Source organism: Xanthomonas axonopodis (genome assembly GCF_001304695.1).
Taxonomy (GTDB): Bacteria; Pseudomonadota; Gammaproteobacteria; order Xanthomonadales; family Xanthomonadaceae; genus Xanthomonas; species Xanthomonas axonopodis.
Genome location: NZ_JFAQ01000036.1, coordinates 19,156 through 31,931, shown reverse-complemented (window position 1 = coordinate 31,931; position 12,776 = coordinate 19,156). Strand labels below are relative to the sequence as shown.

The window sequence follows — 12,776 nt, the reverse complement described above, 5'->3', positions numbered from 1 at the left end:
TGCCGGGACTGAACAGCTAGGGCATAGGCCACACCAGGTCACTGTCAGCCCGGGCTTAATGGCAACTCAAGGTCGCGCAACTTCAGAGCCGACACTGCAATCAGCGGCATTGGGTCGCGCTCGCACGACGCAACCCAGCCAACCTCTTCAGCTCTGAAATCTCTCACGCATCCCCAGCGCAGCGCGCACAGCGTCCCAGGGCTGGCCCGGCCCCGCATTGGCAAAGCGATAGCTGATACTGCGGCGGGAGGTCTCGCCCGGCCGCAGGATGGTCGACGGAAAATTGGGGTGATTGGGGGCGTCCGGATAGTCCTGCGGCTCCAGGCAGACGCCACGCCCCAGTCCGGGATGGTGGGCGTCCAGATGCTGGCCTTCGTACACCTGCACCGCCGGGGCATCACTGCGGATGCGTAGCGCCACGCCACTGTGCGGGGAATACAGCTCGGCAACGCAGTCCGCGTCGGCGGCCAGCACCAGGCACTGGTCATAGCCCTTGCCGAGAATGATCTGCGGATGCGTCGGGTCGGTGTTGTCGGCCAGCGCAGCAGACTGGCGGAAATCGAATGGGGTACCGGTGACCGATGCGATCTGGCCCGTGGGGATCGACTCGGCATCCACCGGCAGGTAGCGATCGGCTGGCACGCGCAGCACCTGCGCTGCGGCACGCAGCTGCGGGTCGCCGGACAGGTTGAAATACGGGTGATGGGTGAGGTTCAACGCAGTCGCGGCATCGCAGTGCGCTTCGAAGTCCAGCTGCAGGCTCAGCCCGTGAAGCTGCAGGCGCGCACGCACGTGCAGATTGCCGGGGTAGCCTTCTTCGCCATCGGGCGAGTCGTAACCCAGCAGCACCTGGTCCGGTGCCTGCTCCAGCACGCTCCACACCCGTCGCCCGAAGCCGCGCAGCCCGCCGTGCAATTGGTGACGTCCTTCGTTGGCGGCCAGCACGTGGGTGACACCTTCCAGTGTGTAACGCGCACCGGCGATGCGGTTGCCGAAGCGGCCCACCAGAATGTTGAGGCTGTCGCCGTCGGCAACATACGCGGGTAGATCCGGCAGGTTCAGCACCAGCGGCAGCGCACCCTGTGCGGTGGTCAACTGCAGCGTGTGCAGGATGCCGCCGTAGGTGAGCACTTCCGCCTGCAGACCAGCCTCGCTGCGTAGTGTGAGCGCGTGGATCTCGACACCGTCTGGCAATTGCCCGAACACTCGCTGCATGGATCGTCCTGCCGATGAGGTAGCCCACGAGCATAGCCGCATGCGGTGGCTGCCGACCATGCCGCTGCGCACATCCTGGCTGGCGAGGCGATTGCGGCGGCGAAGCGACTGCCGCGCTCGACTGCCGCGCTCGCGCTGCAGCAATACAAAGGGCGGCCACCGGCACTACGCTAGCAGCGCGTTTCCCATCGCAGCAGCACCCACCCGACCATCGACCAGCACAGGAGCACCGACCCGATGCAGTGGATTTCCCCCGCGTTGCGGACATCGCGCAGGCAGCTGTTGAACGCCGTTTTCGTCGCCGCCTCGATTGCCAGTGTGCCGGCCACCTTCGCTGCCGAGGTCAAGGTCGGCGGCACCTTGCGCGTGGACCAGCCCGGCGCGCAGGTGTCGCGGCAACTGTTCGGCCAATTCGCCGAGCATCTGGGCACCGGCATCTATGGCGGCGTGTGGGTGGGCGAGCAGTCGCCGATTCCCAATACGCGCGGCTATCGCAACGACGTGGTCGCCGCACTGAAATCCATTGCCGTGCCCAACATCCGCTGGCCCGGAGGTTGCTTTGCCGACGAATACCACTGGCGCGATGGTGTCGGCACACCGGCCAAGCGCCCGATCCGGGTCAACACGCACTGGGGCGGAGTGGAAGAGTCCAACCGTTTCGGCACGCACGAATTCATGGACTTCACCGAACTGCTCGGCACCCAGGCCTATGTCGCCGGCAACGTGGGCGATGCTGCGCCGGAGGAGATTGCGCAGTGGGCCGAATACATGACCGCGCCGACACGCTCGAGCCTGGCCAACGAGCGCCGCGGCAATGGCCGCAATGCGCCCTGGCAGGTCCCCTACTTCGGCGTGGGCAACGAGTTGTGGGGCTGCGGCGGCAATATGCGCGTGGAATACGCAGCCGATGTGTTTCGCCGCTACCAGACCTTCGTCAAGTCGCCGGCCAACCAGAAGATTCTCAAGATCGCGCCTGGCCCAAGCGACGACGACTATCACTGGACCGAGGTAATGATGCGCGAAGCCACCAAGTTCATGGACGGGCTGAGCATGCACTACTACACCATTCCCGGTGGCTGGCCGCCGCGCGCGTCTTCGACCACGTTCGACGAAGCCGCGTGGATCCAGACGTTGTCGCGCACGTTGGTGATGGACGAGCTGATCACCAAGCACAGCGCGATCATGGACAAGTACGACCCGGGCAAGAAAGTGGCCCTGGTCGTGGACGAATGGGGCACCTGGTATGCGCCATTGCCCGGCACCAATCCCGGCTTCCTGCAGCAGCAAAACAGCCTGCGCGACGCGCTGGTGGCTTCCCTCAACTTCGACATCTTCAGCCAGCATGCCGAGCGCGTGCGCATGGCCAACATCGCGCAGATGGTCAACGTGCTACAGGCGATGATCCTCACCGACGGCGACAAGATGGTGCTGACGCCGACCTACCACGTGTTTGCGCTCTACAAGCCCTACCAGGACGCCACTCACCTGCCGCTGCAATTGCAGACACCGGAGTACCGTCATGGCGACACGCAGGTGCCGGCAGTGCACGGCTCGGCGGTCAAGGCGAAAGATGGCCATGTGTATATCGCACTGACCAATCTGGACGCGACCGCAGCGGCGACTGTAAGCGTGCAGGTGGAAGGGCTGCCGCTACGTGCAGTGGAGGGGCAGATCCTGACCGCGCCGGCGATCACCACGTACAACACCTATGCGCAGCCACAGGCCGTTGCGCCGGCGGCATTCAATGGTGCACGCGTACAAGGCAAGGCAGTGAACGTGGCGCTGCCGGCGCATTCGATCGTGATGCTCAAGCTGCAATGAGCGATCGGATGCAATGCACAGCTTTTTGCTCAGGCGTATGACGCGTCGGACAGAGCCAGCTGTGTGGGCGCGGTGTTGCCTCGTTCGGAAGCGCCTTCCAACGGGGGCGCGATCGCTGCATTTCTGATGTGCCTGGTTGTCACGTCGCCATGCCGGCGTGACAACCCGGGTTCAAGGCGCCATCGACAAGGTGTACCACCAGAGCCGTTGACACCGCACGCCCAGCCAACCTTTACACGTTGGCTGGGGTGCTCTTGAGCATGTCGATGAGCTGACGCAGGCGGTAGGGTTTGGGCAGGAAATCGACCTGAGCCGGCAACGGCGGCAACTGCGCCTTGGCAAACCCGGAGGCCAGAATCACGCGCGCCTGCGGCATCAGTTGCGCCACCTGCTCGCTCAATTCGATGCCCGACATACCGTTGGGCATACGGATATCACTGAACACCACATCGTACGGGCCGCTGTCGCGCACCATGCGCAACGCGCTGTGGCCATCGTCGGCGGTGTCGACGCTGATGCCGGCATCGCGCAGCGCTTCGCCGATCAATTCGCGCAGTTCTTCTTGGTCTTCCACCATCAGCAGGCGAAGGGATTCAGTCATGCTCGGCCTCCTCGACGGCCGGGAGAAACACGGTGACGGTGGTGCCGCGTCCAGGTGCGGTCTCAAGCTCGACGAAGCCACCGGACTGGGATGCAAAGCCATGGACCTGGCTCAAGCCCAGGCCGGAGCCCTTGCCGACATCTTTGGTGGTGAAGAATGGTTCGCTGGCGCGCTGTGCAACGTGCGCGGTCATACCCGGACCGTCGTCGCGTACCGCAAGGGCAACGTACGGGCGACATACGCCTTGTGGGCCTGACGGTCCGGCTCGTTGCACAGCAGAAGTAAGCAACGCGATGCTGCCGCCAGCGGGCATCGCATTGCAACTATTGAAGACCAGATTGAGCAACGCCGCCTCCAGCTGGCCAGGGTCTACGCGCACATGCGGCAGTGCGTCGGCAAACTGCAAAGACAAGCTCACACCCGGCGGGCAGGCACGCCGCAACAATTCCAACGAACCGGTCACGATGTCGTTGACGGAGTGGCACTCAGGGTTCAGCTGTTGCCCGCGCGCGAAAGCGAGTAGTTGCCGTGTCAACAAGGTGCCGCGATCCACCGCAGTTTGCGCCACTTCGATCAGCATGCGGGTGCGCGCGTCATCGCCTGCGCGCAGCGCAATCAGATCCAGACTGGTCACCATCACCGTGAGCAGGTTGTTGAAATCGTGGGCCATGCCCAGCGTCAACCGACCCAAGGCTTCGACTTTCTGCGATTGCAGCAACGCCTGCTGCGCCTGTTGCAGCAAATGCTGCGCTTCATGGCGCTCGGTCAGATCGCGGGTGACTTTTGCAAACCCCACCAGCACGCCGAATTCGAGCACCGGTTCGATGACCACGCTGGCCCAGAATCGGCTGCCGTCCTTGCGCAGGCGCCACCCTTCGGCAGCGAAGCGCCCTTCCCGCTTGGCGATCTCCAGATTGCGACTGGGTTCGTCGCGTTGCGCATCCTCCGGCAGGTAGAACCGCGAGAAATGCGTGCCCAATACATCGCTTGCGCTGTAGCCCTTGATGCGCTCGCCGCCCGGGTTCCAGCTGCGAATATGCCCACCGATATCGAGCATGTAGATCGCGTGATCGGACACGCTTTGCACCAACAACTGACACTGCCGACTGTCGTAAGAAAGGGGCCCTGCGCTGTCGACGGCTGTTTCCGCATCCATCGCGCAATGATTCTCCGGAAAAACGCCGGACCATATTGATAGCTGCGTGAAGGCTGCGTGCAAGCTAATACGGCAGCAAAAAGTGTCAAATTTCCGGCGATTTGTGCGTGAAAGTTATCGGCTACCATGACCGCCCTCCCAGTTCGGTCAACGCACCTTATGCAAACCATCTCGACCACACGCGACCGCTGGATTTGGGTCATCGCGGGGGCCTTGATGGCTGCAACGCTGGGCATGGAACTGGTGACCCCGCTCGGTTATGCAGTGTGGCTGACCTACTTCGTGGCGGTGGGCGTGACGGTGTTTCAGAACCGCCCGAAGGTGCCGCTCATCGTGGGCGTGTCGTCGTGTGTCTTGCTGGCGATCGGTTTTCAGCTCGCGCCACCGAGCACGAACTCGAGTTTTTCCTCGATCAATCGCAGCATGGTGGCGTGTCGTTCCTGGCAATGGCATTGGTGGTGATGCAGGCGATCCGCGCACGCCGGCAGGCCGAATTCGCACTGTGGCTGCAGCAGGCAGAAAACACGGTCGAGGCCAGTTTGCGCGGCGATCAGGCGCCGCAAGAGCTGGCCGATGCCGCGGTGCGCGCACTGTGCGAGACCTTGGATGCGCAGGTTGGCGCGCCGTATCACATCGAGGGCGACCGCCTGCGATTCACGGGGGGGGGGGGCGTTGCCGCCCGATCTGCCGCAGACGCTGCCGACCGCTACCGGCCAGCTCGGCGAAGTGCTGAAACATGGCACGGTGCGTCGCATCCGCGGCATGGACTCCGGGCATCTGCAGATTGCCTCCGGGCTTGGCCAGAGCAGCTGCCAGGAGTTGCTGCTGGCGCCGGTCACCGCCGACGACCGGGTGATCGGCATCATCGAGCTCGGGCGCGTGACCGACCCACGCACCGCCGGCTCGCGCGAAGAGGAACTGCTGGCACGGTGCGGCGAGAACATCGGCCTGGCACTGCGCACCGCATTGCTGCGCACGCAGCTGGTGGCCTTGCTGGAAGAAACCCAGCGACAGAGCGAGGAACTACAGACCCAGCAGGAAGAGCTACGCGTGGCCAACGAGGAACTCGAAGAACAGAGCCGTAGCCTGCAGCAATCGCAAAGCGACCTGGAAGTGCAGCAGGCAGAACTGGAACAGACCAACGTGCAGCTGGAAGAGCGCACTCAGGCACTGGAAGCGCAGAAGCAGGCCTTGTTGATCGCGCAGAATCAGCTGGTGCGCAATAGCAACGAGTTGTCCACTGCCTCGCGCTACAAGTCGGAATTCCTGGCCAACATGTCGCACGCGTTGCGCACGCCGCTCAACAGCGCCTTGATCCTGGCCAAGCTGCTGGCCGACAACAAGGACGGCACGCTCAGCGCCGAGCAGGTGAAGTATGCGCAGGCGATCCTGTCGTCCAACAACGACCTGCTCGCGCTGATCAACGACATCCTGGACCTGTCCAAGATCGAAGCCGGGCATGTGGAGTTGGCCGACGAAACGGTCGTCACCGGTTCGGTGCTGCAACGCCTGCGCGAAACCTTCGAACCGCTGGCGCGACAGAAGGGCCTGGCATGGGAGATCGCGGCAGCTGCCGGCGCGCCGGCACAGTTGGTCGTCGACAACCAGCGCCTGCAGCAGATCCTCAAGAATCTGTTGGCCAACGCCATCAAGTTCACCGAACACGGCAAGGTCAGCTTGTCGGTCCAGGTGCAAGCGCATGCGCCTGGGCGTGTGCGCTTTGCGGTGACCGATACCGGCATCGGCATCGCGCGCGAACAGAGCGAAGTGATCTTCGAAGCGTTCCGTCAGGCCGATGGCAGCACGCGCCGCCGTTATGGCGGTACCGGGTTGGGTTTGTCGATTTCGCGCGACCTGGCGCAACGCATGGGCGGCAGCATCAGTGTGGACAGCGAGCCGGGGCGCGGCAGCTGCTTTACGCTGGAATTGCCGACCGATGACGCACCTGCAGAGGTGATCGGCCCTACCGATGCAGCGGCGAACGCCGCCGCGATCGCAGTCCAGGCCTCTGCTGCCCAGGTGCAACAGCGCAACGGCAGCACGCTGGGTGCGCAATCGGGCGCATCTGGTCGAGCGGTGGCCCACACGGTGCCAGTGCCGATCGCATCGCCCAATACTGCACTGATCCAGCATGCCGACGACGATCGCGACCAACGCAGCCGCGGCCGACTGATCCTGGCAGTGGAAGACGACACCCGCTTTGCGCAGGCGCTGGTGGAGCTGGCCCACGAACTGGATTTCGATTGCGTGGTGGCCCCCAACGCAGAAGAAGCCCTGCGCCTGGCCGCCGAGCTGCGCCCTAGCGGCATCCTGCTCGACATCGGCTTGCCGGATGCGTCCGGTCTGAGCGTGCTCGAACGCCTCAAGCGCGACCCGGCCACACGCCATGTGCCCGTCCACGCGGTATCCGCGTTGGAACGCAGCCAGATTGCGCTGGAGCTTGGTGCGGTTGGCTACCTGATCAAGCCGGCCACACGCGAACTGCTGGCCGGTGCGATCCGCCAGCTGGAAGAAACCAACGCATGCGCGGTGCGTCGTTTGCTGATCGTCGAAGACGACAGCGCACTACGCGCGAACCTGCAACTGCTGCTGGCGCGAGACCAGCTGGACATCGTTGCGGTCGGCAGCATTGCCGAGGCGATGGATCAGCTGGCAGGTTCCACCTTCGATTGCATGGTCACCGATCTGGCCTTGCCCGACGGCAGCGGCTACGACCTGCTCGAACGCATGGCCGGCAACGATGCGGTCGCCTTCCCTCCCGTGATCGTCTACACGGGGCGCGCGCTGACCCGCGACGAAGAGCAGGGCCTGCGCCGGTATTCCAAGAGCATCATCATCAAGGGCGTGCGCTCGCCAGAGCGTCTGCTCGACGAGGTGACACTGTTCCTGCACAGCGTGGAAGCCTCCTTGCCCAGCGATCAGTAGCGCCTGCTGCGCGAAGCGCGTCGCCGCGACGCGGTGCTGGACGGCGCCACCGTGTTGCTTGCCGAAGACGATGTGCGCAACATCTTTGCGTTGTCCAGCGTGCTCGAACCGCTGGGCGTCACGTTGCAGATTGCACGCAACGGCCGCGAGGCGCTGGAGCACTTGGCCAAGCACGAGGTGGACCTGGTCCTGATGGACATCATGATGCCGGAGATGGATGGCATCACCGCGATGCGGCAGATCCGTGCCAACCGTCAATGGCAGGATCACCGGGCCATACGAAACCTGGAGTGGCAATCCGGTGCTCACCCAACGCGACCTGGATCCGTCTCGCAGTGCGCCGATCACCTCGGCCGGGCATGCGCAGTTCGTCGAACTCAAGGACGGCACATGGTGGGCGGTGTTTCTCGCGACGCGCCCTCATCGGGGCAATCACTACAACCTGGGCCGGGAAACCTTCCTGTTGCCAGTGCAGTGGCGCGATGGTTGGCCGGTGGTGCTACCGCACGGCGCCGCAGTCCCGGCAGTCGCCGCACGGCCACCCTTGCCGGCAGGCACGCAGGCCCTGCCGACCACCGGGCCGATGCAGTGGAGCGAGCGCTTCTGGGATGCGCGTGTGCCGATGCAATGGATGACCATCCACCCACCAACGACGCCGTGGTATCAGCCCGGCGCGCAAGGCTTGCGCGTGCCCCCGGCAAAGGTCGCGCTGGGCGATCTCGGCCGTTGTCAGCCAGCCTATCTGGGCCATCGCCTGCAGCATCGCCAAGCCAACTTGGTCGCCAGCGTGGATGGCGGCGCGCTGGCGCCCGGGGAACAGGCCGGTCTGGCGGTCGTGGCCAAGGAGAGCAACTTCCTGGCAGCCATGCTGGTGCGCGAGGCCAGCGGCGCTGCGGTGGTGCTGTATCGCCGCGCCGGACCGCAGCAGCCCGGCACCGGCACCGAACTGGCACGCACGCCACTGCCCGATGCCACGCAACCGGTGAAACTGCGGTTTGCGCTGGATGCCGCGCGCGTGCACGTGGATTATGCCGTCGGCCAGGGGCAATGGCAGACGCTGCTCGAACAAGGCGATGCGCGTGTTCTCAGCACCGAGTCGGCCGACGGTTTTCTTGGCGCCACATTCGGGCCGTACGCGTATGCGCGGTGAGCGGCGGCTGCACGCCTGGTGCATGCAGGGCTCCAACGCCGGCCGCGCCCGACCGGCAGCTGCGCATGCATGTCAGCAGCGGCTTTAACGCCCTACGCCCGCGCCTGGACGCTGCTGTCGAGCATCTGCCCCACCGTGTTGAGCAAATCGTTGAGGCTGAACGGCTTGGGCAGCAAGGCCATGCCCTCTGCCAGAAATTCTTGCCGCGTGGCCGCGTTTTCGGCGTAGCCAGTAATAAACAGGATCGGCAGACCCGGGCGTAGGGTGCGCGCCACATCGGCCATGTCGCGCCCGTTCATGCCGGGCAGGCCGACATCGGAAACCACCAGATCGATGTGCACCTCGGTGCGCAATTGTTCCAGCGCGCCGTTGGCATCCTCCGCTTCGATGACCTGGTAGCCGGCATCGCTGAGCACTTCACTCACCATCATACGCACCACGTCGGTGTCGTCCACCAGCAAGATGCGCTCATTGCGCGTGCGCGGCGCGCTGGGCGCCGGTGCCGGCAGCATCTCGTTGGCCGAAAGCCCGCGCGGCAGCAGGAGCGCCACCGTGGTGCCCTGACCCACATCGCTGGTGATGCGCGCGGTACCGCCGGATTGACGTGCGAACCCGTAGGTCATCGACAGGCCCAGACCGGTGCCTTCGCCGATGGGTTTGGTGGTGAAAAACGGTTCGAACACCTGGTCGAGAATGGCCGGCTCGATCCCGCTCCCGTTGTCGATCACATTCACCGCAACATAGTCGCCGTCGTCCAGTTCCGGATCGTTGTGCGCGGTGTAGGCCGCACTCTGGATGCGGATGGTGCCCTGCCCTTTCAAGGCATCGCGCGCATTGATGACCAGGTTGAGCACCACGTTTTCGAGCTGGTTGGCATCGGCAATGGCCACCAGTGGCATGGACGCAAGATCCAGCTCCAGCGCGATGTTTTCGCCGATCGAGCGCTGCAGCATGTCTTCCAGCGAACGCACGCGGGTGTTGACGTCGAACGGTTGCGCATCCAGCGATTGCTTGCGTGCGAACGCCAGCATGCGCTGGGTCAGCGCGGCGGCGCGGTGCGCAGAGCCGGTGGCGATCCCGGCCAGGCGCGGCACGCGTTCGATGCGGTTGGATTCCACTGCAAGCTGGATCATGTCCAGCCCGGAAATGATGCTGGTCAGCAGGTTGTTGAAGTCGTGCGCGATGCCACCGGTGAGCTTGCCCAGCGCTTCCATCTTTTGCGCCTGCAGCAGCTGGATTTCGGTGTGCTGACGCTGCGCGATCTGGTGCGCAAGCTCGCTGGTGGCGGTATCCAGTTCCTGGCGCTGCTCGCGCTCGCGCAGGCGCTGCTCGGTGACGTCTTCCACCAGCAACAGACCCAGATCCGGCTCGCGGTAGGGCGACACCCGCCATTCGGTTTCGCAGAGCTTGCCATCGCGCAGCAGCGACAAGGTGCCGCTCCAGCGCTCGCGCTGCGCCAATGCAGTGGTCAGGGCGTGCACGGCGGCCGCCTGATTCAACCCGGCGGCATGGATCGCAGCGCCGGGCGTGGCGCTGCCGATCAGTCGCTGGAACGCATCATTGGCCTCGTGCGTGTGCAAGTTGGCATCCACGACCGCAATCGGCGCGCTGATGTGTTCAAAGATTTCGCGGAAACGCGCCTCGCTGATCCGCAACGCCTCCTCGGCACGGCGTGCGCGCAGCAGCGTGCGCAATGTGGCCAGCAACACATTGGGGTCGACCGGATGGATCAGGTAGGCATCGGCGCCGGCATCCAGCCCGGTGATCATGTCGCCGGTGGCGATCGAGGCCGCCGAGACATGCACCACCGGCAGCAATGCGGTGCGCGGCTCGGCGCGCAGCGTACGCACGATATCGAAGCCGCTCATGTCCGGCAGGTTGACGTCCAGCACCACCGCAGAAAACGTCTGCGTGGCCAGTTTGGCAAGCCCCTCGGTGCCGGTGCCGGCTTCTTCGACCACGAACTGATGGTGTTCGAGCACGCGACGTACCGAATAACGCGTCACCGCGTTGTCGTCGACGACCAGAATGTGGTGCTTACTGCCCACGTGTTTCCTCCGCTGCCAGCGTCACCGGCAGCACCACGTAAAATTCAGAACCCTGCCCGACCACGCTGTTGATCCCCACCCGGCCGCCCAGCAATTCGGCGAACCGTTTGCAGATCGACAACCCCAGGCCGGTGCCGGTCAGGCGTTTTTGCAGCGGCGAGTCCACCTGTACGAAATCTTCGAACAAGGCCTCGTGAAGCTCGGCCGCAATGCCGATGCCGGTGTCCTGCACGCCAAACCGTACATGTCTGTCGCCTTCCAGCTGCGCGAACACGCGCACCTGCCCCTGCGGGGTGAACTTGAGCGCGTTGGAAATGAAATTGCGCAGGATCTGCGCCAGCTTCTTGTCGTCGGTGTAGAGCATCGGCAGCACCGGCGGATCCTCGAAGATCAGCGTGGTATTGCCTACATCCGTGAGCGGACGGAACATGCCGCGCAGGGCGGCGAACAGGTCCATCAGGTCGAACCAGCCCGGCGAGATGGTGATGCGGCCGGCCTCGATCTTGGCCAAGTCCAGCAGGTCGTCCACCATCTCGGTGAGCTCGCGCGCCGAACCGCTGACAAAGCGCACCTGCTTGAGCTGCTCGGTATTGAGCGGCCCGTCCATGCCGTCTTCCAGGAGCCGGGTGATGCTCAGGATCGAGCCCAGCGGGGTGCGGAACTCGTGGCTCATGTACGACAGAAAGCGGCTCTTGAGTTCGGACACCTCGCGCAACTGCTCGGCCTGCTGGTCGAGCTCGGCATACAAGGCCAGCACGCCTTGGTTGGTTTCTTCCAGCTCTTCGCGCAAGGCCTGGTTCTGCTGGCGCAAGCTTTCAAGCTCAGCCATCGTCTCGGCTGCCGGCATATCGGTGGTTGAATTCATTGCATGCCTCCTAAGCGCATGACGAACACACAGCAATCGTCGCGGCCGCGCGCGTAATCGCGTGCCAGCACTGCGGCAATGATGCGTGAATGGCGCGACAGCAGGCCTGGGTGATCGCGCAGGGCCCAGCGCGATTGCAGGCCATCGCTGTGCATGACCAGCAACTTGCCGGCAGCGTGTGGAAAGTCGAACGGTTGCGCCTTGCGGAACTGGACCCCCACGATGCCCGGGTGCGAGGGCATGCCGCGCACACCGTCGCCATCGCACAGCGAGGCGACGATATTGCCCACCCCGGCAAAGCGCACCTGGCCGCTGCCGGCATCGAACTGCATGACCGCCGCCGCGCCGCCGCGCGTGCCGCTCATGCCGGCATGCAGGCGCGCGATGCGTTCGCCGGGTTCGCCACGGGCCGTTTCCGCAGCGCGCGTGCCGGCATCGGCTGAATCGGCCGCGCCCGCTCCGTGGCCCAGGCCATCGATCATGCTCACGGTCACGCGTTGCGCATCGATCGCCAGGTGCCAGCCATCGCCGCACGCCGTTTCGTTCTGCAGCGGCACACGCAGCGCGCCGTAGGGCAGATCGGGCGCGCTGTCCGGATCGGCGTACACGCGTGCCAGGACAACGGCACCCCTGGCATCGGAATAGGCGTCCAGCAATGCGGCATGTCGCTGCACCGTGCCCAGCCCATTGCCAGGCGTGCTGCCGGTGGAATACCCGTCCGGCAGACAATCGGCCAGTACGAACCCGCGCCCCTGATCGAGCGTGCACAGCTCGATGCCCAGACCATCGCGGCCGGCGACGCGGCCCAGCTGCATCTGCCCGCCACCGGCATGGTTGAGCAGGTTGGTGCACAGTTCGGTCGCCACCAGGGCCACGCGCCCGCAGCCGTCTTCATCGAAACCGCAGGCCTGTGCAAGCGCCACCGCTTCGCGGCGCACCTGCCCGACCTGGGTGCCCTCTTCGACGCGGATCACCTGGGTGAGCGCGCCGGTCAT

7 protein-coding genes and 2 pseudogenes are annotated in these 12,776 nt (G+C 64.7%); 3 read left to right on the top strand and 6 right to left on the bottom strand.

What is annotated here, in order from left to right; all coding sequences use genetic code 11:
• Positions 1-147: 147 nt before the first annotated feature.
• Positions 148-1,215 carry an aldose epimerase family protein gene (locus tag XAXN_RS03845; RefSeq protein ID WP_054318566.1) on the bottom strand — a complete coding sequence of 356 codons (1,068 nt, stop codon included), beginning with the start codon at positions 1,213-1,215 and terminating at the stop codon, positions 148-150.
• 237 nt (positions 1,216-1,452) lie between these two features.
• On the opposite strand from XAXN_RS03845, the gene XAXN_RS03835 reads away from it, so the two are divergent.
• Positions 1,453-3,036, top strand: coding sequence for an alpha-N-arabinofuranosidase (locus XAXN_RS03835; protein ID WP_042821607.1), 1,584 nt, complete (start codon positions 1,453-1,455; stop codon positions 3,034-3,036).
• Positions 3,037-3,268: 232 nt separating this feature from the next.
• Here XAXN_RS03835 and XAXN_RS03830 read toward each other — a convergent pair whose 3' ends face one another.
• The gene (locus XAXN_RS03830) at positions 3,269-3,637 is read right to left on the bottom strand and encodes a response regulator (protein WP_054318565.1); all 369 of its coding nucleotides are present in this window, start codon (positions 3,635-3,637) and stop codon (positions 3,269-3,271) included.
• On the bottom strand, positions 3,630-4,793 hold the full coding sequence (locus XAXN_RS03825) for a PAS domain-containing sensor histidine kinase (protein WP_054318564.1): 1,164 nt from the start codon (positions 4,791-4,793) through the stop codon (positions 3,630-3,632). The genes XAXN_RS03830 and XAXN_RS03825 overlap by 8 nt, the downstream gene beginning before the upstream one ends.
• Positions 4,794-4,952: 159 nt before the next feature.
• Between XAXN_RS03825 and XAXN_RS03820 the strand changes: the two are divergent.
• Positions 4,953-7,985, top strand: a pseudogene (locus XAXN_RS03820) (response regulator); the annotation flags it as partial.
• A pseudogene (locus tag XAXN_RS03815) lies at positions 7,981-8,868 on the top strand (beta-xylosidase family glycoside hydrolase); the annotation flags it as partial. The pseudogenes XAXN_RS03820 and XAXN_RS03815, both read left to right, overlap by 5 nt.
• A 92-nt stretch (positions 8,869-8,960) precedes the next feature.
• Here XAXN_RS03815 and XAXN_RS03810 read toward each other — a convergent pair.
• Genes XAXN_RS03810 through XAXN_RS03800 form a run of 3 tightly spaced genes read right to left on the bottom strand, consistent with a single transcriptional unit; the run spans position 8,961 to position 12,776 of the window.
• Positions 8,961-10,916 (bottom strand): response regulator, encoded by a 1,956-nt coding sequence (locus XAXN_RS03810; protein WP_054318563.1) that lies wholly within the window; start codon positions 10,914-10,916, stop codon positions 8,961-8,963.
• A complete protein-coding gene (locus tag XAXN_RS03805; RefSeq protein WP_054318562.1) occupies positions 10,906-11,781 on the bottom strand; it encodes a sensor histidine kinase in 876 nt (291 codons plus the stop codon). Before XAXN_RS03805 ends, XAXN_RS03810 begins: the two co-directional genes overlap by 11 nt.
• On the bottom strand, positions 11,778-12,776 hold the full coding sequence (locus XAXN_RS03800) for an ATP-binding protein (RefSeq protein ID WP_134980150.1): 999 nt from the start codon (positions 12,774-12,776) through the stop codon (positions 11,778-11,780). The genes XAXN_RS03805 and XAXN_RS03800 overlap by 4 nt, the downstream gene beginning before the upstream one ends.

Bases quoted from the DNA above. Each gene is read 5' to 3' on its own strand.
- XAXN_RS03845 (WP_054318566.1), bottom strand. From the start codon at position 1,215: ATGCAGCGAGTGTTCGGGCAATTGCCAGACGGTGTCGAGATCCACGCG.
- XAXN_RS03835 (WP_042821607.1), top strand. From the start codon at position 1,453: ATGCAGTGGATTTCCCCCGCGTTGCGGACATCGCGCAGGCAGCTGTTG.
- XAXN_RS03825 (WP_054318564.1), bottom strand. From the start codon at position 4,793: ATGGATGCGGAAACAGCCGTCGACAGCGCAGGGCCCCTTTCTTACGAC.
- XAXN_RS03800 (WP_134980150.1), bottom strand. From the start codon at position 12,776: ATGACCGGCGCGCTCACCCAGGTGATCCGCGTCGAAGAGGGCACCCAG.
- XAXN_RS03805 (WP_054318562.1), bottom strand. From the start codon at position 11,781: ATGAATTCAACCACCGATATGCCGGCAGCCGAGACGATGGCTGAGCTT.
- XAXN_RS03830 (WP_054318565.1), bottom strand. From the start codon at position 3,637: ATGACTGAATCCCTTCGCCTGCTGATGGTGGAAGACCAAGAAGAACTG.